At 65.5% G+C, this 26,595-nt stretch carries 23 protein-coding genes and 2 pseudogenes; 16 read left to right on the top strand and 9 right to left on the bottom strand.

Going from position 1 to position 26,595, the window contains the following annotated elements; genetic code table 11:
- Window positions 1–291 (bottom strand): annotated as a pseudogene (locus P7F60_RS17215) (plasmid partitioning protein RepA); the annotation flags it as partial.
- A gap of 230 nt (window positions 292–521) precedes the next feature.
- A pseudogene (locus P7F60_RS17210) lies at window positions 522–656 on the bottom strand (DUF1403 family protein); the annotation flags it as partial.
- 443 nt (window positions 657–1,099) lie between these two features.
- Between P7F60_RS17210 and P7F60_RS17205 the strand changes: the two are divergent.
- Window positions 1,100–2,542: an NAD-dependent succinate-semialdehyde dehydrogenase gene (locus tag P7F60_RS17205; RefSeq protein ID WP_277918977.1), complete on the top strand. Its 1,443-nt coding sequence runs from the start codon at window positions 1,100–1,102 to the stop codon at window positions 2,540–2,542.
- A 154-nt stretch (window positions 2,543–2,696) separates the two neighbouring features.
- The gene (locus P7F60_RS17200) at window positions 2,697–3,500 is read left to right on the top strand and encodes a RibD family protein (RefSeq protein WP_277918976.1); all 804 of its coding nucleotides are present in this window, start codon (window positions 2,697–2,699) and stop codon (window positions 3,498–3,500) included.
- Here the strand turns inward: P7F60_RS17200 and P7F60_RS17195 are convergent.
- Genes P7F60_RS17195 through P7F60_RS17180 form a run of 4 tightly spaced genes read right to left on the bottom strand, consistent with a single transcriptional unit; the run spans window position 3,456 to window position 6,682 of the window.
- Window positions 3,456–4,247, bottom strand: coding sequence for a class I SAM-dependent methyltransferase (locus P7F60_RS17195; protein WP_277918975.1), 792 nt, complete (start codon window positions 4,245–4,247; stop codon window positions 3,456–3,458). The genes P7F60_RS17200 and P7F60_RS17195 overlap by 45 nt on opposite strands.
- Window positions 4,244–5,287: a glycosyltransferase family 4 protein gene (locus P7F60_RS17190; protein WP_277918974.1), complete on the bottom strand. Its 1,044-nt coding sequence runs from the start codon at window positions 5,285–5,287 to the stop codon at window positions 4,244–4,246. The genes P7F60_RS17195 and P7F60_RS17190 overlap by 4 nt, the downstream gene beginning before the upstream one ends.
- On the bottom strand, window positions 5,284–5,682 hold the full coding sequence (locus tag P7F60_RS17185) for a 6-carboxytetrahydropterin synthase (protein ID WP_277918973.1): 399 nt from the start codon (window positions 5,680–5,682) through the stop codon (window positions 5,284–5,286). The genes P7F60_RS17190 and P7F60_RS17185 overlap by 4 nt, the downstream gene beginning before the upstream one ends.
- Window positions 5,683–5,692: 10 nt before the next feature.
- Window positions 5,693–6,682 (bottom strand): zinc-binding alcohol dehydrogenase, encoded by a 990-nt coding sequence (locus tag P7F60_RS17180; protein WP_277918972.1) that lies wholly within the window; start codon window positions 6,680–6,682, stop codon window positions 5,693–5,695.
- 173 nt (window positions 6,683–6,855) lie between these two features.
- On the opposite strand from P7F60_RS17180, the gene ribA reads away from it, so the two are divergent.
- From ribA to P7F60_RS17155, 5 genes are all read left to right on the top strand, one after another.
- Window positions 6,856–7,962, top strand: a complete 1,107-nt coding sequence (gene ribA / locus P7F60_RS17175) for a GTP cyclohydrolase II RibA (RefSeq protein WP_277918971.1) — start codon at window positions 6,856–6,858, stop codon at window positions 7,960–7,962.
- An 18-nt stretch (window positions 7,963–7,980) separates the two neighbouring features.
- A complete protein-coding gene (locus P7F60_RS17170; protein WP_277918970.1) occupies window positions 7,981–8,754 on the top strand; it encodes a CDP-alcohol phosphatidyltransferase family protein in 774 nt (257 codons plus the stop codon).
- Window positions 8,755–8,779: 25 nt separating this feature from the next.
- On the top strand, window positions 8,780–10,411 hold the full coding sequence (locus P7F60_RS17165; protein ID WP_277918969.1) for a sulfatase: 1,632 nt from the start codon (window positions 8,780–8,782) through the stop codon (window positions 10,409–10,411).
- A 233-nt stretch (window positions 10,412–10,644) separates the two neighbouring features.
- Window positions 10,645–13,050 carry a methyl-accepting chemotaxis protein gene (locus tag P7F60_RS17160; protein ID WP_277918968.1) on the top strand — a complete coding sequence of 802 codons (2,406 nt, stop codon included), beginning with the start codon at window positions 10,645–10,647 and terminating at the stop codon, window positions 13,048–13,050.
- A gap of 145 nt (window positions 13,051–13,195) precedes the next feature.
- The gene (locus tag P7F60_RS17155) at window positions 13,196–13,978 is read left to right on the top strand and encodes a Ku protein (RefSeq protein WP_277918967.1); all 783 of its coding nucleotides are present in this window, start codon (window positions 13,196–13,198) and stop codon (window positions 13,976–13,978) included.
- Here P7F60_RS17155 and ligD read toward each other — a convergent pair whose 3' ends face one another.
- The 3 genes from ligD to P7F60_RS17140 are packed head-to-tail and all read right to left on the bottom strand — an operon-like array spanning window position 13,979 to window position 17,561.
- Entirely contained in the window at window positions 13,979–16,477 is a 2,499-nt protein-coding gene (ligD, locus tag P7F60_RS17150; RefSeq protein ID WP_277918966.1) for a DNA ligase D, read from the bottom strand.
- Window positions 16,478–16,480: 3 nt separating this feature from the next.
- Window positions 16,481–17,296, bottom strand: a complete 816-nt coding sequence (locus P7F60_RS17145; protein ID WP_277918965.1) for a Ku protein — start codon at window positions 17,294–17,296, stop codon at window positions 16,481–16,483.
- Between the two features lie 16 nt (window positions 17,297–17,312).
- Entirely contained in the window at window positions 17,313–17,561 is a 249-nt protein-coding gene (locus tag P7F60_RS17140; RefSeq protein WP_277918964.1) for a hypothetical protein, read from the bottom strand.
- 151 nt (window positions 17,562–17,712) lie between these two features.
- Between P7F60_RS17140 and P7F60_RS17135 the strand changes: the two genes are divergently transcribed.
- The 9 genes from P7F60_RS17135 to P7F60_RS17095 all read left to right on the top strand — a co-directional run bounded on the left by P7F60_RS17135 (window position 17,713) and on the right by P7F60_RS17095 (window position 26,482).
- Window positions 17,713–18,330, top strand: coding sequence for an XRE family transcriptional regulator (locus P7F60_RS17135; protein ID WP_277918963.1), 618 nt, complete (start codon window positions 17,713–17,715; stop codon window positions 18,328–18,330).
- A 46-nt stretch (window positions 18,331–18,376) separates the two neighbouring features.
- The gene (locus tag P7F60_RS17130; protein WP_277918962.1) at window positions 18,377–19,447 is read left to right on the top strand and encodes an extracellular solute-binding protein; all 1,071 of its coding nucleotides are present in this window, start codon (window positions 18,377–18,379) and stop codon (window positions 19,445–19,447) included.
- 115 nt (window positions 19,448–19,562) lie between these two features.
- Complete coding sequence (locus P7F60_RS17125; protein WP_277918961.1) at window positions 19,563–20,429, top strand: ABC transporter permease; 867 nt, start codon at window positions 19,563–19,565, stop codon at window positions 20,427–20,429.
- Window positions 20,430–20,432: 3 nt separating this feature from the next.
- Window positions 20,433–21,215 (top strand): ABC transporter permease, encoded by a 783-nt coding sequence (locus P7F60_RS17120; RefSeq protein WP_277918960.1) that lies wholly within the window; start codon window positions 20,433–20,435, stop codon window positions 21,213–21,215.
- A gap of 5 nt (window positions 21,216–21,220) precedes the next feature.
- Window positions 21,221–22,336, top strand: a complete 1,116-nt coding sequence (locus P7F60_RS17115) for an ABC transporter ATP-binding protein (RefSeq protein ID WP_277918959.1) — start codon at window positions 21,221–21,223, stop codon at window positions 22,334–22,336.
- 19 nt (window positions 22,337–22,355) lie between these two features.
- On the top strand, window positions 22,356–23,741 hold the full coding sequence (locus tag P7F60_RS17110) for an FAD-binding oxidoreductase (protein ID WP_277918958.1): 1,386 nt from the start codon (window positions 22,356–22,358) through the stop codon (window positions 23,739–23,741).
- Window positions 23,742–23,770: 29 nt separating this feature from the next.
- Window positions 23,771–24,127 carry a cupin domain-containing protein gene (locus P7F60_RS17105; RefSeq protein WP_277918957.1) on the top strand — a complete coding sequence of 119 codons (357 nt, stop codon included), beginning with the start codon at window positions 23,771–23,773 and terminating at the stop codon, window positions 24,125–24,127.
- 31 nt (window positions 24,128–24,158) lie between these two features.
- A complete protein-coding gene (locus P7F60_RS17100; RefSeq protein ID WP_277918956.1) occupies window positions 24,159–24,527 on the top strand; it encodes an AraC family ligand binding domain-containing protein in 369 nt (122 codons plus the stop codon).
- Window positions 24,524–26,482: an FAD-dependent oxidoreductase gene (locus P7F60_RS17095; protein WP_277918955.1), complete on the top strand. Its 1,959-nt coding sequence runs from the start codon at window positions 24,524–24,526 to the stop codon at window positions 26,480–26,482. The genes P7F60_RS17100 and P7F60_RS17095 overlap by 4 nt, the downstream gene beginning before the upstream one ends.
- The last annotated feature ends 113 nt before the right edge of the window (window positions 26,483–26,595 follow it).

Here is a 26,595-nt window from a genome sequence, read left to right as displayed (position 1 = left end):
GCGCGCACCACGGCTGCCCTGGTCGAGATGCTTGCGCAATTCGCTGATGTCTTCGACGCTATAGGCACGGCGACCGCCCCGGCTGCTGGCGGAAAGCTGCGGCATTTCCGCCGCCACCTGCCTTAGATAACCCTCGGCAATGCCGACCAGCCTGGCCGTCTCGGCCGGCGAAAAGCTGCGGATCACCTTGTCGGAATGCGGCGGAAAGGTCGTGAGGTGGTGGGCCTGAAGCTGGCTGGAGAGCGACGCGGAATGGCTCTGGATCAGACCCCTGAGGTCCGGTCCCGGCATGGCCATTTTTTTCTCGGTTGCGCTCGTCATCTCACATTGCCTGAATCGGTCACATTGCCCAAATTCGATATCTGCGGTTTTTGACGATGAATTCGCTAATTACCGCAGGTGAAAGTTAAGCGCCGATTCTCAAGGCACAGCAAGCGGTTTTTACCGCTCCTTAAGATTCCTCACAGGAGTCTTAAAGCCCGAGTTAGCCGCGGCTAACCGGTTAACCACGATTCATTGTTTTACAAGCCATAAATGCGGAATGTCGTGCGGCCGGAGAGTTCGCGCACGGCCCCGAACTCCTCCAGCCGCTCGAAAAAGCGACGGCTCGCCCAGCGCGACAGCGTCGTGCCCGGCGCGAAGGCGGCATCCTCTTCCCGCCCGGCCGCTGCTCGCGGATTTGTCCAGCCGGGCACCGGCAAGATCAGCGGCAGACGGACGTCATTCGAGCGGTCGCGCATCTCACGACTCTCCGGAAACAAGGATCTCGCCGCTGTGTCCCACAGATACTGCCGAGGATCCAGCCGTTTTCCCATACGCCGCGACATCGATGCATTCGAGACCGGTGCGCGGCAGGTTGGAAAAGAGCGCTGGCCACGCGCAAAGGTCGCAAACAGGCAATTTAAACGGACGGAACCGACGATTTCCGGGAATTGTGACTTTGACTGCACCGAACGCGCGCTTATATAAATGCCCGTCGCCCACCTTCCTTGCGGCGGCATCGGAACGCGTGGCCGCAAGGCCGCCTCTCGACACAAACAGACCGATTCAAGGCTGCCGCGGCATCGCTTCGCGGCGCGACGACAGCGGAGCATTGAGCATGGCAGGCTATTCCTACCCCGACACCCAGCTTTTCATCGACGGCACATGGCAGGACGCGGCCAGCGGCGAGACCATTCCCGTCAGCGACCCGGCAACCGGTGAAACCATCGGCAAGATCGCCAAGGCCGGCATCGCCGATCTCGACAAGGCGCTGGCCGCAACGCAATCCGGTTTCGCCAAGTGGAGCGAAACCTCTGCTTTCGAGCGCGCCCGCATTCTCTATGCCGCCGCCGCCATCTTGCGCGAGCGCAAAGACAAGATCGCCTGGATCATGACCCGTGAGCAGGGCAAGCCGCTGGTGGAAGCCGCCGGCGAAGTGATGGCCGCAGCCGACATCATCGAATGGTTCGCGCAGGAAGCGCGCCGTACCTATGGTCAGGTCATTCCCGCCCGCCAGCCGAACGTCTCGCAGATCACGGTCAAGCTGCCGGTCGGGCCGGTCGCAGCGTTCACGCCGTGGAACTTCCCGATCAACCAGGTGGTGCGCAAGCTGTCCGCCGCTCTTGCCGCCGGCTGCTCGATCATCGTCAAGGCGCCTGAGGAAACCCCGGCCTCGCCGGCCGAACTGATCCGCGCCTTCGCCGATGCCGGCGTGCCGGCCGGGGTCATCGGCCTCGTTTATGGCGTGCCGTCGCAGATTTCCGAATACCTGATTGCCCATCCGGTAATCCGCAAGATCACCTTCACCGGCTCTACCCCGGTCGGCAAGCAGCTCGCCTCGCTCGCCGGCCTGCACATGAAGCGCTCGACCATGGAACTCGGCGGCCATGCGCCGGCCATCGTCATGGCCGATACGGATGTCGACAAGGCCGCCAAGACGCTGGCCTTCTCGAAGTTCCGCAATGCCGGCCAGGTCTGCGTCTCGCCGACGCGCTTCCTCGTGGAAGAACCGGCCTTCGACGGCTTTGTCGGAAAATTCGTCGATGCCGCCAAGGCGATCAAGGTCGGCAACGGCCTCGACCCGCAGAACACCATGGGCCCGCTGGCCAACGAACGCCGCATCCCCGCGCTGGAATCGCTGATCGCCGACGCCGTCGATCACGGCGCGACGCTGGCGACCGGCGGCCGCCGCATCGGCAACAGCGGCAACTTCTTCGAGCCGACCGTGCTGACCAACGTGCCGGTCTCGGCCCGCATCATGAACGAGGAGCCCTTCGGTCCCGTGGCGATCATCAACCCGATCGCCGATCTGGAAGCCGCGATTGCCGAAGCAAACCGCCTGCCGTTCGGCCTTGCCTCCTATGCCTTCACCGCGTCGCAGGCCAATGTCCATGCCATCGGCACCCGTGTCGAAGCCGGCATGACGACAATCAACCATCTCGGCCTCGCCTTGCCGGAAGTGCCCTTCGGCGGCATCAAGGATTCCGGCTATGGCGATGAAGGCGGCTCGGCTGCCATCGAAGCCTATCTGGTCGCCAAGTTCGTTTCCGCCGCCGCCTGAGCCGGAGAGACGGAATGACAGGCCGCCGGGGTTTGTCCCGGCGGCTTTTTCTTGCCCGGCGGCAAGATTCCGCCCGCCCGGACATGGCCGGATTGCGGATCGGTCCTAACTCAACAAGGATCGGGCAAACACGCCTTCCGCTTCAGGACGATCGATGCGCAACGTGACGATGACGGATGAGATCTGGACGCGGCTGCTCGACATCCGCAGCCGCCGGCGGCCGATGGCCGCGCCCGACGCCGCCGCCATGGCGCTCTACGGGCCGATCGCCTCGGCGCCCGGCGATTTCGTGCTGGCCCAGGTCGGGCAATCGCTGGACGGGCGCATCGCCACGCCGAAGGGGGATGCCCGCGATATTTCCGGTCCCGACGGGATTGCGCATCTGCATCGCTGCCGGGCGCTGGTCGAGGCCGTGATCATCGGCGTCGAGACGGTACGGCTCGACAATCCGCGCCTGTCGGTGCGTGCCGTCGACGGCCCTTGTCCGGTCAGGGTGGTCATCGATTGCCGCGCCGATCTCTCCGGCGAGGAGGGGCTGTTTCATGATGGCGGAGCACCCGTCATCGTCATCCGCGGCCGAGATGCGCCGCGCAAATCCTGTCCCGGCGCCGAGATCGTCCGGCTGGACTGCGGGGCGACCGGCATCGATCCGCAAGATATTCTTGCCGCCCTTGCCGCGCGGGGGCTGAACCGTATCCTGGTCGAAGGCGGGGCGCGCACCATCGCCCGCTTCATCGATGCCGGGCTGGTCGATCATCTGCATGTGGCGGTGGCGCCGCTGATCATCGGCTCCGGGCCATCGGGCCTCAGCCTGCCGCCAATCGATCGCCTGACCGCCGCCTACCGGCCGCAGACGGAGGTCTATTGCCTCGGCAGCGATATTCTCTTCGACTGTCGATTGAAATCCACCGCCTCAGGCCGGCACGGCGAGAAGATCCGCATGACCGACCACGCATAGGCTGCCGGGCAGGGCGATCTGCGCCTGCCGGAAGGCCAGCCATTGCTCGATCTCATCGGCCGCGAGCGTGCCGATTTCAAGAAGCGGCCGGCGAAACCCTTCTATAAAAGCCTGTTGCAGTGCGGCCTCTTCCAGCCCCATGCGCCACGGGCTGGCCGCCACCTGCACGGCAAAGCCGTTTTCCTGCGCCAGGTGCGCCAGAACTTCCGCCGCCCTTGGCCCCAGCGCCGGGCCAAACCCCTTGTCGCCTGTCTGGTGCCGGTTGAAATCGGCGACCGCCTGCGCATCGCGCGGATGCGGCCGGCTCCAGTCGATGCGTCCGTCATAGGTCAGCGCCGCATAGAGCCCGCAGCGATTTGCGGCAAGGCGGCGCAGCAGGCGTTCGCAAAAAGCCTGCGAGCAGAGATCGAACAGCGCCGAAGCCGTCACGATATCGACGCCATCAAGGGGCAGGGCCTCGATATCGGCGAGATCCTGCTTGCGAAAGGTGGTGGCCTTGCCGATCCGCCGCTCGGCCTCGGCCAGCAGGGCTGCATCGTGGTCCAGCAGCGTCCAATGCGCTTGTGGCGGCAAATGCGGGGCGAGGCAACGCCATGTCGAGCCGCTGCCGCAGCCGATATCGAGAAGCCCTGCAACGCCGCCCCTTGCTTCGAAATGGGCGGTTAGTTGCTTGACCAGCGTCGCATCCCGCGCCGCCCGGTCGGCCGGTTCGCGCAGATCCAGCCAGGATGCCGAAAAGCCGCTCACGTCACATTCTCCAGAACGGCGGCGACGCGGCGCGCCGTCTCGGGCCAGCCGGGCAGGGCGCGGCCGGCTTCGAGGGCGGCGGCCGCACGGGTCTGGCGCTCGGCCGGGTCGGTCAGCAGGCGGGCGAGGGCGGCGGCGAAGGCTTGCGTTTCGTCCACGGGCACGAGAATGCCGGCCGTTTCCGGCACCACCTCCGGCACCGCGCCGGCTGCGCAGGCGACGATCGGCAGGCCCTGTGAAAGCGCCTCGGCGAACACCATGCCGTAACCCTCGTAGCGGCTGGCCAGCGCGAAGACATCGCCGGTGGCCAGAATCGCCCGCGTGTCCGGGCATTCGCCGGTAAACACCACCCGTTGCAAGAGCCCAAGCTCGGCCGCCTGTGCCAGCAAGCTCCCGGCGGTCGCGGGGTCGAGATCGCGGCTGCCGACGATGGTCGCCCGCCAGTCCAGCGTCTCGATGCGCTTCAACGCGGCCAGCAGGATGTCATGCCCCTTGCGCCGCGTCAGCGTCCCGATCGAGACGATATGCGGGGGGCGTTTGCCGCCGGTGGCGATCGGCGCCGGATCGGTCCCCGGCAGCGCCACCGTGATGGTTTCGGGCGCGACGCCGTAGTCTTCGGCGAGTGTGCGCGCTGTCATCGGCGAGGTCACGACGACATGGCGGGTGGCGGCGAGCGCCCGTGTTTCGCTCTGCCGCAGCCGCGCCCGCGCCCTTTCGGAAAGGCCGGTTTCCAGCGCCAGCGGATGATGCACCAACGCCACGATCCGCAGCCGCATCGCCTCGCGCTCCGCCCACGCATCGAGCACGCCGAAGGCGAGACCGTCGATCAACAGCAGGCTATCCTTCGGCAAGGCCGAAAGGCGCGCTTCCGCGCCAGCCAGAGCCTTGGCATCCGGTGAAGGAAATCCTTCGCCCAGTGCCAGAAGATCGACGGTGAAACCGAGGGCGCGAAGCCCGTCGATGAGGCGGCGGTCATAGGCATAACCGCCGGTGTTGAGATCGAGCAGTCCGGGAAAGGCGAAGGTGACGGCCCGCTTCACAGATCGGCCTCATACCAGCCGCGCGCCACATGCGATTCATGCAGCGTCACCCGCAGCCGGCAGATGCGGCCGCTTCCCGGCCCCAGCCGGTTCGCGGTGACGGCTTCGGCCAGTCCGTCGAAAATGTGCTTCGCCAGCACCTCCGTCGTCGTCACCTTGTCGCGGAAGACATCGATATCGTCGAGATTTTGATAATTCAGCGGCTTCAGCACGTCCGCCAGCACCGATGTCGCCAGCCCGATATCCACGGCCAGTCCGTTCTCGTCGAGATCGCGGGTAAAGAAGGCGGCGTCGACGACGAAAGTGGCGCCGTGCAGAGCCTGGGCCGGGCCGAAGACGGGGCGCGCCAAGCTGTGGGCGATCATCACATGGTCGCGAACTTCGATGGCAAACATCTGATATCCTTCAATAAACGATACGGTGACAGAGGGTGGTTGGGTCGGTGAGGATGCCGGCATAGGCGCGACCAAGGTCGCCGAACGCCGTCTCGCCTGAGATCAGCGCCTCCAGGCGGTCGTCTCGCAGGAATTCCAGCGCCTTGGCGAAGCGGCGCGAAAAATCCCAGCGTGAGCGACGCGCCGGCGGCAGCGCGCCGACCTGGGAGGCGACAAGCGACAGGCGCCGGGCATGAAAGGCGCCGCCGAGCGGCAGGGTCACCGGCCGGTCGCCATACCAGCTTGCTTCGACGATGCGCGCCTCCATGCCGGCATGGTCGATGGCCTGGGTCAGCGCCGCCCCGGAGGCGGAGGCATTGACCAGCACGTCGAAGCTGCCGGCAAGCCGGTCCGCTTCGCTGAAGGCAAGGCCGAGGGCATCCGCCAGCGCCTGCCGGCGCGGGTCGATATCGACCAGCACGAGTTCGGTTCCGGGAATGGCGGCGGCGATATGCGCGACCAGCGCGCCGACGACACCCGCGCCAAACACGCAGACGCGGTCGCCCGGCAGGATCGCCGCATCCCAGACGACGTTGAGCGCCGTTTCCATATTGGCGGCCAGCACGGCGCGGCCGGGCGGCACCCCGTCCGGCAAAGCGATCGCCTCGCTTTCGGGCACAGTGAACCGCGCCTGATGCGGATGCAGGCAGGCGATTTTTTCGCCGGCGCGCGGCCCATCCTCGATCTCGCCGACGGCGCAATAGCCGTATTTTACCGGAAAGGCGAAGCTGCCGCCCATATGCGGCCCGCGCATCCGTTCCCGTTCGCTGTCCGGCACGCGGCCGGAGAAAACCAGCGCCTCCGTGCCGCGGCTGATGCCGCTATAGAGCATCCGCACCGTCACCGCGCCGGGGGCGGGAGGCGGCAGCGGCTCGGCCCGCAGTTCCGCCTGGCCGGCGGCGGGCAGCCACAGGGCCAGCGTCTCGTCAGGGCCTTCGCTTACGACTATCCGTTCCTGCATCCGCGCCGCCCCGGTTCTCCTGCTGTCATCCCCGTCAAACTAGAAAAATAGCCGCCGCTTTCAATCCCCGTGCCATCGGCGGTTTCTTGAGGCCCCCCACTGAAATTCGTCAGATTTCACCCTATGTTGAATTCTTGATGCTATGCGGGGCGTTTACGCCCTCAGGAGGTTTGATGTCATCCAGCGACCTGTTTGCCTTCGATCGGCTGACGCCGGCCATGGATGTGGAGCGCGCGGTGGCGGAACTACGCTTCGGCCGCCCGGTGCTGGTGCGCGAGGGCGCGCGGCATCTGGCCGTGCTCGCCCTCGATTGCGTCGCTCCCGGCCTCTATGATCGCTTCGCCGACGTGGTCGGCATGGAGCATAGCCTGCTGTTGACAGCCCCGCGTGCGCTCAGCCTCGGCATCGGCGAAGGCCGCGACGTCACCACGCCCCTGCGCGGGCTGTCGTTCGAAGAGGCCTCGACCCTTGCCTATGCCTTGCAGCCGGAACCGCCGACGATCTGGCAGGCAGCCGATCCGCTGCTCGCGCTGTCAGCGGAGCTGGCGCGCATCGCGCTGCTGCTGCCTGCCATGGTCGCAGCCGAGATCACCGGGCGGGAAGGGCTGTTTGCCGCCTGTCACTGCCTCGATGCCGTGCATTTGAAGGGCGCGCAGCCGAGCCGCCAGCATTTCGAAATCGTGGCGCGCACGCCGGTGCCTCTCAAGGATCTGGGCTTGGCCGATTTCGTGGTGTTTCGCGGCGGGCTGGCGCAGAAGGATCAGGTTGCCATTGTCGTCGGCAAGCCGGATGCGGGCAAGCCGGTGCCGGTGCGCATCCATTCCTCGTGCCTGACCGGCGATCTCTGCGGCTCGCTGAAATGCGATTGCGGCGACCAGCTGCGCAACGGCTTGAAGCTGCTGCACCAGGCCGGCGGCGGCGTGCTGCTCTATCTCGATCAGGAGGGGCGCGGCACCGGCATCGGCGCCAAGATGCGCGCTTACGGCTATCAGAACGAGGGGCTCGACACCATCGATGCCGATGCCGAGCTTGGCCTCAAGGCCGATCATCGCCGCTACGAGGCGGCAGTCGCGATCCTCGGACTGCTCGGCATCGAAAGCGTCGTCGTCTACACCAACAATCCCACCAAGATCGCCGCTTTGCGCGCCGGCGGCATCGCCGTCGATGCCCGCAACCCGGTGACCGGCCGCGTCACGGCGGAAAACGCCGATTACCTGCGCACGAAAACCCTGCGCGCCGGCCATATGATGGATCTGCAAAGCTTGCGGCGGACGCAATAGGCGACAGGGAGGCCGGCCATGGCGAATGTGCGGGACGGATGGGAGCGGCGGCTGGCCCGCCCGGCCGCGTCCATTCCGCACGGCAATGCGCCGTCAGCCCTTTTCGGCCTTTTCCTCGCTTCGGCCGGCCTCTATATGCCGGCCGCCTTGATTCTCGGGCTCGAGCCGCAGGTGCCGCTCCTGGCCCTGGCCTGTCTTGCGGCCTTCTATCGTCTGGCGATGCGGGGGCTGTCCGGCTATCCGCATCCGCGTTTCGGTTATGCCAATACGGTCACGGCGGCGCGCGCCGCCCTTGCCTGCCTGGCCGGTGCCATCGCGCTCTGCGCCGATGGTTTTTTGCGCAACGGGCCGCTGGTGATATTCCTGATCGGGCTCGCAACGGTGGCGCTGGTGCTGGATGGGCTGGACGGGTTTCTCGCCCGGCGTTTCGGCGAGGTCTCCGATTTCGGGGCACGGTTCGACATGGAAACCGACGCCTTCCTGATCCTCGTGCTGTCGCTGGCCGCCGTGACGCTGAACAAGGCAGGCCCATGGATCCTGGCGATCGGGCTGATGCGGTATGCCTTCATCGCCGGCCAGTGGCTTGTGCCGCGCCTCAAGGCGCCGTTGCCGCCCTCCTTCCGACGCAAGCTGATCTGCGTCCTGCAGGTGGTCGCGCTGCTGGCGCTCATGCTGCCGGCGGTGACCTCGCCGCTATCGGATGCCATCGCCGCGCTGGCGCTGGCGGCGCTGATCTTTTCCTTCGGCGCGGATTGTCTTTATCTGCTTCGTCGGCGGCAAGAAGTCGGCTAGTCTTCCTCGGATCGGGAGGCGGGCCGTGACCACAGCAATGGCGCAAGGATCGACAGGCGTGCGGCGCGGCTGGAGCGCACCGGCGGCGGTAATCGTTTTCGTCGTCATAGCGCATGCGGTTCTCGACCTGCCGGGCCATCCCGATGCCGTCACGTCCATGGCCTTCCTGCCGCTGCCGCTGGAAATACCGCTGGCGGCGCTGGTCCTCCTGTTGGCGCCGAAACCGGTGGCGCGCCTGCTCTGCGTGGTTTTCAGCCTGTGCATCGCCGTCATCCTTCTGCTGAAGATCGCCGATATCGGCACGCAGGCGGCGTTCCAGCGGGTGTTCAACCCCTATCTCGACCTGAAAATGCTGCGCGACGGCTGGGATCTGCTCGCCCGCTCGGCCGGGCGGCCGCTCATCCTGGTTGCGGCGCTGGCGCTGTTGCTGGCTCTCGCGCTGTTGATCGGCGGTTTCTACAAGGCCGCCCGGCGTCTGGCGCGGCTTGCCGAATCCCGGCGGCGCAAGGCGGTCGCCTTCTTTTCCCTCCTTGCGATCATCGAAGTCGGACTATCGCTCCTGCCGGCCGCCTTGCCGGTGGAGGCGAAGGCCGGGCCATATCTCCTGCGCCGGGTGGCGCTGATCGTCACCTCCTTCGCCGACATGCGCCGCTTCGAAAGCGAACTGGCGGCGGCGACCGGGACGAGCGGGCCGGCGGATTTCGCCGCCGTCGCCGGGCGCGATGTGGTGGTCATCTTCGTCGAATCCTATGGGCGCAGCGCCATCGAGGATCCGCGTTATGCGCCGGTCAGCGGGCCGCGTCTTTCGGCCATGCAGCGTAAGATCGACGGCGCCGGCCTGACGGCGGCGAGCGGCTGGTTGACATCGCCGACCGTCGGCGGTCTCAGCTGGCTTGCCCATGCCACGACGCTCTCCGGCCTGTGGATCGACAGCCAGGCGCGCTACGACCGGCTGATGCAAAGCCGTGTGCCAAGCCTCAACCGCCGGTTCGCGCAGGCCGGCTGGCAAAGCCTCGCCGTCATGCCGGCGGTTACGCTGGATTGGCCGGACGCCCGCTGGTACGGCTATCAGCGCATCCTCGCCGCCGCCGATCTCGGCTATCGCGGCAAACCCTTCAACTGGATCACCATGCCGGATCAATATACGCTTTCCGCCTTCGAGCGGTTGGCGCGCGCGCCGGCGCGGGTCGGCGGCCGGCCGGTGATGGCCGAAATCGCCCTGATCTCCAGCCATGCGCCCTGGACGCCGGTGCCCGAGCCCGTCGCCTGGGAGGCGATCGGCGACGGAACGATATTCGCCGCCCAGGCGACAAGCGGCGAACCGCCGGCCGTCGTCTGGGCCGATCCCGACAATGTGCGGCGGCATTACATAAAAACCATCGATTATACTCTGGAGATACTGTCGGAATATCTGGCGCGCTCGGCCGGCGACGGGCTTTTCATCATCCTCGGCGATCATCAGCCGGCCGCCATCGTCACCGGCCCGCAAGCCTCCCGCGCCGTGCCGGTCCACATCGTTAGCCGCGATGCGGCGCTGGTCGAGCGCTTCCGGCAGGCCGGGTTTTCCGCGGGTTTGCGCCCCGGCCCAGAGGCCGCCGAGCGTCCGATGAACGGGTTTGCGCCGCTGCTTCTTTCCCTGCTCGCTCAGACGCGTTAAAAGAGCATCCAATTTAAAATCTACCTGGGGATGTATATTTGTTGAAATTCCGGTATCAAAGCCTTGAGATAAGGCAGATGCCAAAGTGTCTTTCGCGACTACATACAAATTTAAGAAATGTATCAGTATATTTTTCATCAAACCGGGCTGCGGCTGTCAAGTCGCGGCGGCGCATGCGCGCATTTCAAACGGTTGGGGAGAAGTGGTTCGGTTAGCAGGCGAGGGGAGTTCCGATGCTATTCAAGTCCGCCACAAGTCGAAATATGGCATTGATCGCAGGCAGTGGCCTGATCGCGACGGTGGCGGCAACGGGCCTGTTGCTGTCCTTCGCCTATGACAATATCCGCGACGCCAGCATCACCGAGATGCGGCAGATCGCCGGCAGCTATGCTGCCGACATCGAACGCTCGATGTCGACCGGCGTCGAGCTGACCGCCAACCTGCGCTCAGGCCTGACGGCGATGAAGAAGGGTGGCGATGCCGACCGCGCCCGCGCCGACCTGCTGCTGAAGACCGTGCTGGAAGACAGCCCGAGCGTGCTGGGCACCTGGACCGGCTGGGAACCCAACGCCTTCGACGGCAAGGATGCCGATTTCGTCGGCAAGGAAGGCCATGACGCCACCGGCCGCTACGTTCCCTATTGGGTGCGCAACAGCGGCAAGATCAGCCACCAGGCGTTGATCGACTACACGATTCCCGGCAATGGCGATTATTACCAGCTGGCCTTCACGCAGCGCAAAACCGTGATCGTCGAGCCCTATCTCTACGATATCGGCGGCGAAAAGGTCGCCATGACCTCCATCGCCACGCCGATCCTCTGGGAGGGGAAGGCGGTGGGCGTCGCCGGCATGGATATTTCGCTGGCCGAAACCCACAAGACGCTCTCGGCGGTCAAGCCGATGGGCACCGGCTTTCTCGGCCTCGTCACCGGCGCCGGCGTCATCGTCAGCCATCCCGATTCGGGGCTGACCGCCAAGTCGATCAAGGATGCCGGCGACAAGACCGCCGCCTGGGGCGACCTGATCGCCCATCCCGGCGATGCGGTGCAGACGGCGGGTGCCGATGGCGCGCCGTTGATCTCGGTCGCCATGCCGGTCAAGCTGACGCCCGACCTCAACTGGTATGCGATCGTCTCCGTGCCGAAGGCGACGGTCTTCGCGAAGCTCTACGATATCCTGTGGACCGCGGCGCTGGTTACCGGCGCCACCGCGTTGCTGCTCGGCCTCGCCGTCTGGTTCATCGCGCGGAAATTCACCCGCCGCATCGACAATATCATCCGCGAGACCCGGCAGATCGCCGGCGGCGACATCCATGTCGCGCTGAAGGACGCCGATGCCCGTGACGAGCTTGGCGATCTCGCACGCTCGCTCGGCATCCTGCTCGACAGCAACCGCCGCAAGATCACCCTGGAGCAGGAGGCCGAGGCCAACCGCGACCGCGAGGAGCAGGAACGCCAGCAACGCTCCGTCTCCCATGCCGCACGCGAGGAGGCGATCCGCTTTGCCGTCGCCGAGCTCGGCCATGGGCTGGCGAAACTCTCGGATGGCGACATGACCGTGCGGCTGGAGAAACCTTTCAGCGAAGCCCTGGACGAGATCCGCAAGGATTTCAACGTCTCGGTGGAAAAGCTGCAGGCCGCACTCCTGTCCTTCTCGCAGAATGCCGCGACCATCCAGGCAGGCTCGGAGGAAATCCGCGCCGCGGCCGACGATCTGGCCCGCCGCACCGAGCAGCAGGCGGCCTCGGTGGAGCAGACCGCCGCGGCGCTGGAGGAAATCACCACCTCGGTCAAGGATTCGACCCTGCGCGCCGAAGAGGCCGGTTTGCGCGTCGCCCGCACCAAACAGGGGGCGGAGCACTCCGGCGAGATCGTGCGCAATGCGGTGGCGGCGATGAGCGCCATCGAGGAATCCTCGCAATCGATCTCCAACATCATCGGCGTCATCGACGACATCGCCTTCCAGACCAACCTGCTGGCCCTGAATGCCGGTGTCGAGGCGGCACGGGCCGGCGAGGCGGGCAAGGGCTTTGCCGTCGTCGCCCAGGAGGTGCGCGAACTGGCGCAACGCTCGGCGCAGGCGGCCAAGGAAATCAAGAGCCTGATCACCTCATCCGGCGGTCAGGTCAAGCACGGCGTCGGCCTCGTCGGCGAGACTGGCGATGCGCTGCGCAACATCGTCGCGGAAGTGCAGGAAATCGACCGTCACGTGCAGGCGATCGTCCAGTCGGCGCGCGAACAGTCGGTCGGGCTGCAGGAAATCAATACCGCCGTCAACCAGATGGACCAGGGCACGCAGCGCAACGCCTCGATGGTCGAGGAAACCAATGCGGCCTCGCATACGCTGGTGTCGGAAGTCACGGCGCTCTCGGCCCGGCTGGCGCAGTTCAACCTCGGCGCAGGTCACGCCGCCGCACCGCGCCTGCAGGCCAGCGGCGGTGGGACAAGCTTCGCCGCAGCACCCGTCTCGCGCGCCGCGGCGCCACGGCCGGCGCCGGCGCGCGACGCCGCCAGCGGGCCGCGCAGCGCCCCCGGCAACGCCCGCCCGGTCACATCGCCCGCCCATGCGCTCACCGGCAAGCTGACGGCGGCTTTCGGCGGCGCGCCATCCGCTTCGGACGCGAGCTGGGAAGAATTCTGAGAACACAGGTTTCGGGCAGCCATAGGACTGCCCGAAACTTTTTCCATCCGCCTTGCGTTAACGGGCTGATCGCAATCCCGAAGATGGAACGACATTGAGTTCCATAATGCGGATTATGCCAACCAAACGCGACGGAGAGGCAAGCATGGCGCGCCCGGCTTTCTGGAGAGGCTATCTGAAACTCTCGCTGGTGACGGCGGCGGTGACGCTGACGCCGGCGACGACGGAAAGCCGGAAAGTCCGCTTCCACATCCTCAATCGCGCCACCGGCAACCGGGTCACCAGCCGTTATGTCGACAGCGTCACCCACCGGGCGGTGGCGGACCGGAACCAGGTGCGCGGCTATCCCAAGGGCGAAGACGACTATGTCCTGATCGAGGACGAGGAAATCGACGCGCTCGGCGTGGAAAGCACCCGCACCATCGATATCGACCGTTTCGTGCCCGCCGACGCCATCGACTGGCTGTGGTACGAGCGGCCGCACTTCATGATGCCCGCCGACAAGGTCGGCATGGAAGCCTTCGCCGTCATCCGCGCCGCCATGGAGGCGAAGAAGGTCGCAGGCCTGTCGCGGCTGGTTCTTTACGGCCGCGAGCATCCGGTTGCGCTGGAACCCTGCGGCAAGGGCATCGTCGTCTGGACCCTGCATTATGCCGATGAGTTGCGCGAGGCGGAGCATGTCTTCGATGTACCGAAGAAACCGAAAAAAGACGCCGCCATGGACAAGCTGGTGAAGGCCGAACAGCTCGACTGGGCGCCTTCCCTGCTCGGCGACCCGGTGCAGCACAAGATCGAAAAACTCCTGAGCGCCAAGACGAAGAAGCAGAAGAAGAAACCGGCCCCCAAGCGCGCCGCCGCGCCGTCCGGCAAGGTCATCAACCTCATGGATGCGCTGAAGAAAAGCCTCGCCTCGGAAAAGCGCGGCTGATCACTTCGCTTTCGGCAGAGGGCGTGCGGAAGCGAAGAAATTGCCCCAGGGATCGCGCTCGAGCGCGGCGATGCGCCGGCCGGCATTTTCGACGGTGAAGCTGGTCGGGCCGATCTCCTCCGTCAGCTCGCTCCAGGCGAGCGGCATCGAGACCGCCGCGCCCGGCCGCGCCCGTGTCGAATAGGGCGCGACGGCGGTGTTGCCGCGGCCGTTGCGCAGGTAATCGATGAAGATGCGGCCGTTGCGCTTCGCCTTGGTGGCGACGGAGAGATAGCGGTCGGGCTCCTCGCGCGACAGGGTTTCGGCCATTTTCTTCGCGAAAGCCTTCACCGCCGGCCAGCGCGCCTGCGGCTTCAGCGGAATGACCACATGCAGGCCCTTGCCGCCGGAGGTCTTGACGAAAGGCACGAGACCGGCGGCCTCGATCTTCTCCTTGAGTTTCAGCGCCGCCTCGATCACCGCGCTCCAGGCGACGTCCTCGCCGGGGTCGAGGTCGAGGGTGATCATGTCGGGGCTTTCCCAGGTCTTCGTGGTCGTGCCCCAGGGGTGGATTTCGAGCACGGCGGCCTGCACCAGGCCGATGAGGCCGTCGAAATCGAGAATGCGCACCAGCGGCTCGCCACCCTTGTCCTTGGGATCGGCGATGCGGGCGATGGTCTTGTTCATGCCGCGCCAGGCATGCTTCTGGAAGAAGCGTTGTCCGCCGATGCCTTCCGGGCAGCGCAGGAGCGCCAGCGGCCGGTCGACGACGAAGGGCGCCATCAGCGGCCAGACCTCGGCATAATAATCCGCAAGCCCCTGCTTGGTGACCCCCTCCTCCGGCCAATAGATGCGGTCGGGATGACTGAGCTTGACCGAGCTGCGCGCCACAGGCGTCTTCGCTTTCATGGTTTCTGGCGATTCCCGCTTCACCTCGCCGGCCTCCTTGTCCTCGCGCAGGCCCCGAAAAGAGGCATGGCGCAGATTGCCATCTGCCGACCAGCCGCGAAACTCGATTTCCGCGATCAGCTCCGGCTTGACATAGACGAGATCGCGGCGCTCCAGCGCCGTCAATTTGTCGGCAAACGGGCTTTTGTCCTGGCGCAACGCATCGAGGCGTTCGAAAAGCTGCTCGGCGACCGCCTGGGTAAAACCGGTGCCGACCCGGCCCACATGCCGCAGGCCCTCCTTTTCGAAGACGCCGAGCGCCAGCGAGCCGATGGCATGCGGCGAGACCGAGGACGGCGCGAAGCCGCCGATCACCAGTTCCTGTCTTTCGGAACATTTCGACTTGACCCAGCTTCCCTTGCGCCCCGACACATACTTGCCGGTTCGATCCTTGGAGACCACGCCTTCGAGGCTGAGACGGCAGGCATGTTCGAGCACGAGATCGCCGCTTTCGCCGAAATGCTCGCTGTAGCGCATGGCCGGCGTGGCCGCAGGCAGCAGCTTTTCGAGCAGCGCCTTGCGTTCCTCCAGCGGCGACGGGCAGAGATCGTGCCCGTCGAGATGCATCAGGTCGAAGGCATAGAAGGTGAAACGATCCTTGCGGCCCTCGCTCAAATCCTGCTGCAGCAGAGAGAAATCGGAGGAGCCACTGGCCTTTTCCACCACCACCTCGCCATCGATCAGCGCTTCGGAGACCGGCAGCGCCTTCAGGGCGTCGAGGATGGCGTCCCCGAATTTCGCGGTCCAGTCGAGGCCGCTGCGGGTCAGCAGCCTCACCGCGCCGTGGTCGATGCGGGCCTGCAAGCGATAGCCGTCGAACTTGATTTCGTGCAGCCATTTTTCCCCGCGCGGCGGGCTGGGCTTCAGGATGGCGAGCGCCGGCGGCAGGAAATCCGGCAGCTTGCGCTTGCGCGCACCCTTCGGCCAGTCATGCGCCTGCGGTTTCTGCGCCTTGGCAGGTGTCGCCTTCGCCGCCTTGCCGACGGGCCGCGAATTCCAGCTATCGCCGGGCGCGCGCGCCACCTCCTCGATGGAACGGCCCGATTTCACCGAATCCGGCAGCTTCTTCAGGATGTCGCCATCGGGATCGGCAGCCTCGTCCTCGCTCTTGATCAGCAGCCAGTTGTCGCGCTTTTCGTCGGCCCGGCCCTTCATGCGCACCAGATGCCAGCGGCCATGCAGCTTTTCGCCCTCCAGCTCGAATTCGAGATGGCCCTTGCGATAGCCCTTGTGCGGATCCTCCAGCGGTTTCCAGGTGCCGCGATCCCAGACGATGACGGTGCCGCCGCCATATTGCCCCTTGGGAATGGCGCCCTCGAAATCGCCATAGGAGAGCGGATGGTCCTCGACATGCACGGCAAGCCGCTTTTCGCCGGGATCGAGGCTGGGGCCGCGCGTCACCGCCCAGCTTTTCAACACGCCGTCCAGCTCCAGCCGGAAATCGTAATGCAGCCGGCGGGCATCGTGCTTCTGGATGACGAAGCTGAAGCCGCCGCTTGCCGCCCGCTTGCCCTCCGGTTCCGGCGTGCGGTCGAAACGGCGCTTGCTGTTGTAGGTCTTCAGCTCGTCCATGGCTCAGCCCGCCTTCTTGCGCTTCGTCGCCGGTTTCCCGCCGTCGGCAAGGCTGGCACTGCGGCGCAGCGCATCGCGCAGGTCGACCACGTTTTCCTGTTTCGGCAGCGCCCGCTTCGGCAAGGGCTTGCCGGCGATCTTGGCCTCGACCAGTTCGTGCAAGGCCTCGTCATATTGGTCGACGAAGGTCTGCGGCTTGAAGCTGCCGGCGCGTGTGTCGATGATATGGGCGGCGAGATCGAGCATTTCCTGATCGAATTTCAGATCGGGAAGGTTGCGGAAGGCGGCCTTGGCGGGGCGCACCTCGTAATCGAAATGCAGCGTCGTGGCGATCAGCCGGCCCTCCGAAACGCGGATGACCAGCTTGCGGTTGCGACGGAACATCACCGCATCGGCAATCGCTGCCATGTCGTTGCGGGCGAGCGTTTCCGCGAAGGCGGTGAGCGTCGCATCGTCCTGAGGCTCAGCCGGGCCGAGGAAATAGGGCTTGTCGAGATAGAGCCGATCGAAGTCGCCGCAGCCCAGAAAACCGTCGACGGCGAGCGTCTTGTCGCCCTTCGGCATCAGTTCGGCCAGTTCGTCGGGCTCGACGGCGACATAGGTGTCGTCGTCGAGCGGATAGCCCTTGATCTGCGCGTCGCGGGCGACTTCCGCGCCGGTCTCGCTGTCGATATAGCGGCGCTCGACACGGTGGCCGGTCTTGCGATTGATGATGTTGAAGGAGATGCGCTCGGCGGATTCCAGCGCGCTGTAGAGCGCCACGCCGCAGCTTTCCTCGCCGAATGTCAGCCTGCCTTTCCAGCTTGCCCGTCGCGCCATCGCCTCGCCTTCCATTTCATCCCCGGGGCCGTTGCGGCTCCGTTTCCAGCAATGTCTCGATCGCCGCCACCTCCTCGCCGGTGATCACCGGCACGGGGTCGGCGGCCATGGCCTCCAGCACCGCCGGCGACAGAACGCCGCCGCGGATCGCCTCCTCCATCGCCGCCCGCGTCTCGCGCTCGGCCTTCAATTGCGCATAGAGCGCCAGGATCAGGCGATCGCGAGCGTCGAAGGCGGTGCAGGGCTTGCGGCTGGGTCCGGTCATGGCGGAAGAATTCGCAAGGTCGGTGAGAAGTTCCGCATCCCCTTTCGATTCCGTCTTGCCGGGGTTGGGTGCGAAAAAACCGGGCCGGTTCGATTTTCGCTGTTGCCAAGCGGTCGGCCACTTAATATGCTGTTAAGTGAGGAGCGAGGCCATGGACGAGATCGCCATAGCGGCAAAGAACCAGGACGCCATCGGCGAAAAGGTCAAGGCGTTCCGCACGGCGCGGCGCATGTCGCTGCGGGCGCTGGGGGAGGCGACGGGCACCACGGCAAGTTTCCTCAGCCAGCTCGAACGGGGCTTGAGCGGCGTCAATACCAGCACGCTGATGCGGATTGCCGGCGCCCTCGGCATCAGCCTTACGGACCTGTTCGAGGAGGCGACGCCGCCGGTCGGGCGGGTTCTGCGCAAAGCGGAGCGGCCTGCCTTGCCGCCGGCCGAAGGCTATCGCAAGATGCTTCTGTCGCGGCGCCCCATCCGCGACATGGAAGTCTATATCGGTGAATTCGATCCCGGCGGCTCCACGGGCGACAAGCCCTATAGCCATGGGGATTCGCACGAGCTGTTCTTCGTCATCCGTGGCCGCGTCGAGCTGACGCTTGGCAACGAGCGCCATGTGCTCCTGTCGGGAGACAGCATCGAATATCCGAGTTCGGTTCCGCACAAGACCGTCAATATCGGCGAGGAACCGGCCGAAGTCGTCTGGATGATCGCGCCGCCGACCAGCGTCGCGGATGAGCTTGACCAATACCTGCCACGGCCCGGCTCGTAGCCGGGGCAGGACACAACGGAACCGAGCGTTACTGGGAGTGACAAGGATGAAGACTTTTTCGAGGGCTCTCGCCCTGATGATGACCTGCGCGCTGGCACTACCGGCATTTGCACAGGACAAGCCCGTCGCCGGCGAAGTCAAGGAAGGCTCGCTCAAGGGCAAGACCCTGACTTTCGTGTCCTATGGCGGCATCTACCAGGACGGCCAGGTCGCCGCCCTCCAGGATTTCGTCCAGAAATCCGGCGTGACGCTGCTCAACGACGGCCCGACCGAAATCGCCAAATTGAAGGCCCAGGTCGATGCCGGCAACGTCACCTGGGACGTGGTCGACACCGCCGACCTGCCGCCCTACGTCCATTGCGGCACGCTGTTCCAGAAACTCGATCTCACCAAGCTCGACGTCTCGAAAATCCCGCCCGGCCAGGTCGGCGAATGCTCGGTGCCGGCGATGAACTACGGCGTCGTGCTGATGTACAAGAACGACAAGTACAAGGACAATCCGCCGAAGAACTGGCAGGATTTCTTCGACACTGAAAAATTCCCCGGCACGCGCGCCATCGACGGCAGCGGCGACCCGACCGGAGGGTTGATCGAGCAGGCCTTCAAGGCGACCGGCGGCGATCCCAAGACGATGACCGAGGCCGACATCGCCAAGGCGATGGACAAGGTGCGCGCGCTCGGCCCCGACACGATCTACTGGAAGACCGGCGCGGAAAGCCAGCAACTGGCCGAATCCGGCGAAGCCGACATGATCATGATGTGGACCGGCCGCGCCATGACCGCCGTCAAGAACGGCGCGCAATACACCCCGGTCTGGCAGGACTGGCTCGTCGTCATGGACCAGATGACCATCCCGGTCGGCGTCAAGGACACCGATGCGGCCTATGCGCTGCTCAACGCCTATCTCGGCAAGAAAGCGCAGGAAGTGCTGACCGAAAAAACCTCGTATACGCCGATCAACATGGACGCCAAGCCGAACGTCGACGCCAACACCACCGCCTTCCTCACTTCGACGCCGGAGCGCATCGCGCAAGGCTATCAGCAGAACATCCCGTTCTGGGTGAAGAATTTCGACAAGGCCGGCGAGCAATGGGCCGCCGTGCTTTCGGGTAACTGAGGACAGGCTTATGCCGCAAACCCCTTCTCCCCTCGGGGAGAAGGGGTTTGGGACAACGGCTTCATGTCCTAAGCCATTGCTCTGCTTCACCCGAACACAACCACGGGAGACGACCTTGACCGATACGCCTGACCGGCCCGTTCTCCTTCCGCGCTTCCGCTTTCGCGGCGCCGTCTGGCTGGCGGCGCCGGCCGTGCTGGTGCTGCTCGCAGCCCTTGCCTATCCGCTCGCCATCGTCGTTGTCCGCAGTTTTACCGATCCGGCGCCTGGCTTCGACAATTACGTCTGGTTCTTCCAGTCGGCCGTCAACCGCACGGTGTTGCAGCGCACCTTCGTCGTCGCCGCCTGGGTGACGCTGGCATCGCTGATCTGCGCATACCCCTATGCCTATGCCATGACCATCGCCGGCAAGAACCTGCGGCTTGCGCTGATCCTCTGCGTGCTCGTGCCCTTCTGGCTGAGCGGCGTGGTGCGCACGCTCGCCTGGGTGATCCTCTTGCAGGATTCCGGCGTCATCAATTCCATGCTGCGCGGCATCGGCCTGTCGCCGGTGAAACTGATCCGCACCCTGCCCGGCGTCGTCATCGGCATGACCCAGGTGCTTTTGCCTTTCATGATCCTGCCGATCTATTCGGTCATGAAGGGCATCGATACCCGCCTGTTGCAGGCGGCCCGCAGCCTCGGCGCAAAGCCATGGCGCGCCTTCGTGCAGATCTACGTGCCGCTGTCGCTGCCCGGCGTCTATGCCGGCGCGATCATCGTCTTCATCCTGTCGCTCGGTTTCTACATCACGCCCGCCCTGCTCGGCGGCCCGCGCAGCACCATGCTGTCGTCGCTGGTGCAGAACCAGGTGCTGAGCCTGCTGAACTGGGGACGCGGCGGCGCGATGGGCGTCGTGCTGCTGGTCGCGACCTTCGTGTTGCTGGCGCTGGCGGCACCGCTGATGCGCCAGAAACACACGCGCACGCGCAGGGAGGCCTGATCCATGTCGCTCTCGCGCACGCTTCTCGGCCTCTTCTGCCTGCTCGTCGCAATCCTGCTGCTGGCGCCGACGCTAGTCGTCATTCCCATGTCGTTCAACGGCAACAAGTCGCTGGCCTTTCCACCCGTCGGCTTCACTTGGGCGTGGTATGAGAATTTCCTCACCAATCCGGACTGGACCACGAGCTTCACCAATTCGCTTGTTATTGCCCTGATCGTCGCCGTCGCCGCGACGGTCATCGGCACGCTCGCCGCCTTCGGCGTCACTCGGGCGGCGTCGCGCACCGGCGGGCTGCTGCGCGCCTTGCTGATCACGCCGATGGTGGTGCCGGGCGTGGTGCTGGCGATTGGCATCTATGCGGTCTATCTCGATGCGCATCTGGTCGGCACGGTCGCAGGCTTTGCGCTGGCGCACACCATGCTCGCCATTCCCTTCGTGCTGATCGCCGTGCAGGCCAGCCTCGAAGTCTTCGACCGCCGGCTGGAAACGGCGGCGGCCAGCTTGGGGGCCGGCCGGCTGACGGTGTTTCGCACGGTGACGCTGCCGCTGATCCTGCCCGGCATCCTCTCCGGAGCGTTGTTTGCCTTCATCACCTCATTCGACGAGATCATCGTCGCGCTGTTCATCACCAGTCCCTATCTCAAAACCCTGCCGGTGCAGATCTATTCGTCGATCACCCGCGACGCCGATCCGACCGTCGCCGCCGTCGGCACGCTGCTGTTCCTGGCCACCTCGCTCATCATCATTGCCGGCCTGCTTTTCGGCATGCGCCGCGGAAGGACCTGATCCCCATGAACGCACCCCAACGCTCCGCAGGCGCCGCGATCGAAATCCGCCAGGCTTCCAAGCGTTACGGCGCCTTCGTGGCGCTGCGCGATATCGATCTCCACATCCGCCCCGGCGAATTCATGACCCTGCTCGGCCCCTCCGGCTCCGGCAAGACGACGACGCTGAACCTGATCGCCGGCTTCACCGACATCAGTTCCGGCGCACTCGACATCGGCGGCAAGAGCGTCACCGGCCTGCCCTCGCACAAGCGCAATATCGGCGTCGTCTTCCAGCATTACGCGCTGTTTCCGCATATGACGGTCGGCAAGAACGTCGCCTATCCGCTGAGCTTGCGCGGCATCCGGGGCGACGATCGCGAGCGCCGGGTGAAACGGGCGCTCGACATGGTGAAGATGGCCGATTTCGCCCATCGCTATCCCAACGAGCTCTCCGGCGGCCAACAACAGCGCGTGGCGCTCGCCCGCGCGCTCGTCTTCGATCCGCCGCTGCTTTTGATGGACGAGCCGCTCGGCGCGCTCGACAAGAAGCTGCGCGAATGGCTGCAACTCGAAATCAAGCGCATCCACCGCGAGCTCGGCACCACCTTCGTCTATGTCACCCATGACCAGGAGGAGGCGCTGGTCCTTTCCGACCGCATCGCCGTCTTCAATGGCGGCCGCATCGAGCAGATCGGCACGGGGCGCGAACTCTACGACAATCCGGCGACGCTGTTCGTCGGCCGCTTCATCGGCGAATCCACCGTGCTGCGCGGCGCAAGCGAGATCGTCAACGGCGATACGGTGATGACCGTCGGCGGCGACAAGATCGTCGCCCATGGCCGGCTGGATGGCGAAGCCAGCCCCGTCATCCTGCTGCGGCCGGAGCGGGTGGCGCTGAAACGTCCAGGCTCCGATGCCGTCAGCGGCGAAAACCGGCTCTCCGGCACGGTGGCGGAAGCGATCTATCTCGGCTCCGGTTCCAAATACGAGGTGAAGCTCAAGGACGGCACGATTGCGGTCGTGCGCGCGCCGCTGGGGGCTGCCGATTTCGCAATCGGCGACGCCGTCGACCTCACCTTCACCCCCGCCGATCTCACCCTTCTCCCCGACGATGCCAGCGCCGATACGACGCTGACCTGAACCATCGAAAGCACCTCCCATGGACGTCAAGACCAACGGCAATATTTCCTTCTGGTATGCCGATATCGGCGGCATCCCGCAAAAGCGCCCGGCCCTGCCCGGCGACCGCGACGCCGATGTCTGCATCATCGGCGCCGGCTTCACCGGCCTTTGGACCGCCTATTACCTCAAGAAGGCCGATCCTTCGCTTAACATTGTCGTGCTGGAGCGCGAATTCGCAGGCTTTGGCGCGTCGGGCCGCAATGGTGGCTGGCTGTCGGGCGGCTTCGGCTGGTCGCGGGAAAAATACCTGAAGACCTCCAGCCGTGGCGCGGTCATCGACATGCAGCGCGCCATGGCCGGCACGGTCGACGAAGTGGTCCGCGTCACGGAAGCCGAAGGCATTGATGCCGATATCCTGCGCGTCGACAATATCACCGTCGCCACCAATGCGCCGCAGCTCGAACGCGCCCGCGAGGAATACCAGTTCTATCTCGACTGGCAGATGCCGGCCGAGCAGATCGAAATGCTCTCGGCCGAACAGGCGGCCAAGCGCATCCGCATCGCCAATCTCCGGGGGGCCTTCGTCATCCACGACATGGCTCGCGTGCAGCCGGCCAAGCTGGTGCGCGGCCTGGCCCGCGTCGTCGAAAGCCTGGGCGTTTCGATCTATGAGGGCACCTCGGTCACCCGCTTCGAAAAGGGCCGGGTCGAGACCGACCGCGGCACGGTGCGCGCCCCAAAAATCATCCGCGCCACCGAAGGCTTTACCGCCGGCCTGCCCGGCCAGGAGCGCACCTGGCTGCCGCTCAACAGCGCCCAGATCGTCACCGAGCCGGTGCCGGAGGCGCTGTGGAAGGAGATCGGCTGGGAAGGGCATGAGCTGCTCGGCGATGCGGCCCATGCCTATTGCTACGCCCAGCGCACCCGCGAGGGACGCATCACCATGGGCGGGCGCGGCGTGCCCTATCGTTTCGGCTCGAAGACCGACGTCAACGGCCAGACGCAGCAGGCGACCATCGAGGCGCTGCACCGCATCCTCACCCGCCTTCTGCCGCAGACGCGGCAATTGAAGATCGACCATGCCTGGTGCGGTGTGCTCGGCGTGCCGCGCGACTGGTGCACGACGGCCGGTTTCGACCGTTCGACCGGCATCGGCTGGGCCGGCGGGTATGTCGGGCTCGGTGTGTCCTCGTCCAACCTCGCCGGTCGCACGCTGGCCGACCTCGTGCTGAACCGCGACACGGAACTGACCGCCCTGCCTTGGGTCAACCGCACGGTGCGCCCCTGGGAGCCGGAGCCGTTCCGCTGGCTCGGCGTCCACTCCATGTACCAGCTTTACCGCATCGCCGACGAACGCGAATTCGCCGGCCTGCCCCATACCTCGAAGCTCGCCGGCATCGCCGACAGCATCACCGGACACTGAGCCGACACGATTGAATGACAGGAAACACGATGATATCCTTTGAAAACTTCGGCGATCTCCTCGCCCTCGACCTCGGCGATTTCGCAGCCAAGCCGACCTCCATCGAAGGCGAGCAGCAGGAAGCGGCCAAGGCGCTGTGGACCAGCCCGGACGGCAGGATGGAAACCGGCGTCTGGGAATGCACGCCGGGCCGCTTCACCGCCGACCGCAGCCAGGCCGCCGAGCTCTGCCACCTGCTGAGCGGCCGGGTGACGCTGCACAATGGCGACGGCTCGGCCCGAGAGATTGCCGCCGGCGAGATGTTCGTGCTGCCGCTCGGCTGGCGCGGCGAATGGACCATTCACGAGCAGACCCGCAAGATCTACACCATGGTCGCCAAGGCCTGAGCACCCCTGACATGACGGGAGGAGAATGCCGATGAACGACGTATTGCTGTTCCGCAAGGCGGAGCGCAGCTTCGAACCCTATGGCGACGACCCGGCTCGCGCCTCGATCAGCCGGCTCGTCGGCCCCGAGATCAGCCGCTCGATGGGCGCCGGCATCGCCCGCTTCGACGACTGTTCCATTGCCTGGACGGTGCTGTATGACGAGCTGATCGTCACGCTCGCCGGCACGTTCCGGCTGCGCGTCGGCGATACCGTGCATGAGGCCGGGCCGGGCGACGTGCTGTGGATCCCGGAAAACACCAGCCTGCATTACGAGGGCGACGGCGCAACCGTCTTCTACGCCCTGTCGCCGGTCGACTGGAAGGCGATTGCGGCGGCAAAGCGCGGAGAGGGCCAATGACCGAGGCGCTTTTCCCGCATCTGTTCTCGCCGATCACCCTTCGCGGCGCGAAAATCAAGAACCGTATCCTTTCCACCGGCCACGACACGACGCTGCCGACCGACGGCCTCGTCAACGAGGCGCTGATTGCCTACCACGAATCCCGCGCCAGGGGCGGCGTCGGCCTGATCGTCACCCAGGTCGCCGGCGTGCATGAAACCGCGCGCTATACTTCGCATATGCTGATGGCCACCGACGACGACTGCATCGAAGGCTATCGAAAGCTGGCGGATGCCTGTCATGCGCATGGCTGCACCGTCTTCTCGCAGCTTTTCCATCCCGGCCGCGAGATCATGGAAAGCGGCGACGGGCTGCTGGCCGTCGCCTATGCGCCCTCGGTCTCCCCCAACGAGCGGTTCCGCGTCATGCCGCGCGCCCTCGACCTTTCGATGATCAAGGAGATCATCGACGGCTATGCATCTGCCGCCCGGCGCATGTTCCAGGCCGGGCTCGACGGCGTCGAATTCGTTGCCAGCCATGGCTATCTGCCGGCGCAGTTCTTCAATCCCCGCGTCAACCGCCGCGAGGATGCCTATGGCGGCACGGTGGAGAACCGGCTGCGCTTCGCCCGCGAGGCGCTGGCCGCCATGCGCGCCGCGACCAGCGAGGACTTCGTCATCGGCATGCGCATCAGCGCCAGTGAACGCGATGAGGAAGGCCTGACCCAGGAAGAGGCACTGGAAAGCTGTCGCGGGCTGGAAGACCTGCTGGACTACGTCAACATTACCGCTGGCACCTCGGCCACGCTTGGCGGCGCGGTGCATATCGCCCCGCCCATGGCCTATCAGAGCGGCTATCTCGCCAGCGATGCCGATCGCTTCCGACAGGGCCTGAAAATCCCCGTCTTCGTCGCCGGCCGCATCAACCAGCCGCAGGAGGCGGAGGCGATCATCGCCAGGGGACAGGCCGACATGTGCGGCATGACCCGGGCGCTGATCTGCGACCCGGCCATGCCCGCCAAGGCTGCCGACAACCGCCCGGACGATATCCGCGCCTGCATCGCCTGCAACCAGGCCTGCATCGGCCATTTCCATCGCGGCCTGCCGATCTCCTGCATCCAGCATCCCGAAACCGGGCGCGAACTGCGCTACGGCACGCTGACGCCGGCGGCGAAGCGCAAGCGGGTGATGGTGGTCGGCGGCGGCCCGGCCGGCATGAAGGCGGCGATCACCGCCGCCAAGCGCGGCCATGACGTGACGCTCTACGAGGCCAACCGCCAGCTCGGCGGTCAGGCCAATCTGGCGCAACTGCTGCCGCGCCGCTCCGAATTCGGTGGAATCGTCACCAACCTGTCGCGCGAACTCGAACTGGCGCAGGTGCGCATCCAGCGCGGCATCACCGTCGATCGCGAACTGGTCGAACGGGAAAAGCCCGACAGCGTCGTCATCGCCACCGGTGCGGCCCCTTATCGTCCCGAGATTGCCGACGACGGCAGCGTGCAGGTGGTTGATGCCTGGCAGATCCTGCGCCGCGAGGTCAAGCCCGGCCGCCGCGTCGTCGTCGCCGACTGGCGCAGCGACTGGATCGGCCCCGGCATCGCCGAGCTGCTGACCAGGGACGGCTGCGAAGTCGATCTGGCGCTGAGCAGCACCCATCTCGGCGAGGCCCTGCCGCTCTATGTGCGCGACAATCTCGTCGCCGAGCTGCACAAATTGCAGGTGCGCATCACCCCCTACGCCCGCCTGTTCGGCGCCGACAGCGGCACCGTCTACATGCAGCACACCGCCAGCGGCGAGCCGATCCTGTTCGAAAACGTCGATACGCTGGTGCTCTGTCTTGGCCATCGTCCGCAGGATGCACTGCAACAAGAACTGGCCGGACTCGATATCGAGATCCGCATGGCTGGTGACTGTCTGGCGCCGCGCACAGCGGAAGAAGCGGTTTTCGAGGGCTTGAAGCTGGGCGCAGCTCTTTGAAATTCGCTGAAAATTTGAGCGGAGGCGCATACCCGCGCCTCCTGCCAAGCGCATAATGCATAGCTGCATTGCACAAAAATTCATTGCTCCTCGCACAATTTGCAGGCATCTTG

This window comes from Rhizobium sp. YJ-22 (assembly GCF_029601685.1).
In the GTDB taxonomy this organism is placed as follows: Bacteria; Pseudomonadota; Alphaproteobacteria; order Rhizobiales; family Rhizobiaceae; genus Metarhizobium.
Note: the sequence above shows the minus strand (reverse complement) of the source record. Positions and strands in the feature narration are given on the sequence as shown.

Bases quoted from the DNA above. Each gene is read 5' to 3' on its own strand.
- P7F60_RS17205 (WP_277918977.1), top strand. From the start codon at position 1,100: ATGGCAGGCTATTCCTACCCCGACACCCAGCTTTTCATCGACGGCACA.
- P7F60_RS17105 (WP_277918957.1), top strand. From the start codon at position 23,771: ATGATATCCTTTGAAAACTTCGGCGATCTCCTCGCCCTCGACCTCGGC.
- P7F60_RS17200 (WP_277918976.1), top strand. From the start codon at position 2,697: ATGCGCAACGTGACGATGACGGATGAGATCTGGACGCGGCTGCTCGAC.
- P7F60_RS17140 (WP_277918964.1), bottom strand. From the start codon at position 17,561: ATGACCGGACCCAGCCGCAAGCCCTGCACCGCCTTCGACGCTCGCGAT.
- P7F60_RS17170 (WP_277918970.1), top strand. From the start codon at position 7,981: ATGGCGAATGTGCGGGACGGATGGGAGCGGCGGCTGGCCCGCCCGGCC.
- P7F60_RS17110 (WP_277918958.1), top strand. From the start codon at position 22,356: ATGGACGTCAAGACCAACGGCAATATTTCCTTCTGGTATGCCGATATC.
- P7F60_RS17130 (WP_277918962.1), top strand. From the start codon at position 18,377: ATGAAGACTTTTTCGAGGGCTCTCGCCCTGATGATGACCTGCGCGCTG.
- P7F60_RS17145 (WP_277918965.1), bottom strand. From the start codon at position 17,296: ATGGCGCGACGGGCAAGCTGGAAAGGCAGGCTGACATTCGGCGAGGAA.
- ligD (WP_277918966.1), bottom strand. From the start codon at position 16,477: ATGGACGAGCTGAAGACCTACAACAGCAAGCGCCGTTTCGACCGCACG.
- P7F60_RS17155 (WP_277918967.1), top strand. From the start codon at position 13,196: ATGGCGCGCCCGGCTTTCTGGAGAGGCTATCTGAAACTCTCGCTGGTG.
- P7F60_RS17180 (WP_277918972.1), bottom strand. From the start codon at position 6,682: ATGCAGGAACGGATAGTCGTAAGCGAAGGCCCTGACGAGACGCTGGCC.
- P7F60_RS17100 (WP_277918956.1), top strand. From the start codon at position 24,159: ATGAACGACGTATTGCTGTTCCGCAAGGCGGAGCGCAGCTTCGAACCC.
- ribA (WP_277918971.1), top strand. From the start codon at position 6,856: ATGTCATCCAGCGACCTGTTTGCCTTCGATCGGCTGACGCCGGCCATG.
- P7F60_RS17185 (WP_277918973.1), bottom strand. From the start codon at position 5,682: ATGTTTGCCATCGAAGTTCGCGACCATGTGATGATCGCCCACAGCTTG.
- P7F60_RS17160 (WP_277918968.1), top strand. From the start codon at position 10,645: ATGCTATTCAAGTCCGCCACAAGTCGAAATATGGCATTGATCGCAGGC.
- P7F60_RS17095 (WP_277918955.1), top strand. From the start codon at position 24,524: ATGACCGAGGCGCTTTTCCCGCATCTGTTCTCGCCGATCACCCTTCGC.
- P7F60_RS17135 (WP_277918963.1), top strand. From the start codon at position 17,713: ATGGACGAGATCGCCATAGCGGCAAAGAACCAGGACGCCATCGGCGAA.
- P7F60_RS17115 (WP_277918959.1), top strand. From the start codon at position 21,221: ATGAACGCACCCCAACGCTCCGCAGGCGCCGCGATCGAAATCCGCCAG.
- P7F60_RS17120 (WP_277918960.1), top strand. From the start codon at position 20,433: ATGTCGCTCTCGCGCACGCTTCTCGGCCTCTTCTGCCTGCTCGTCGCA.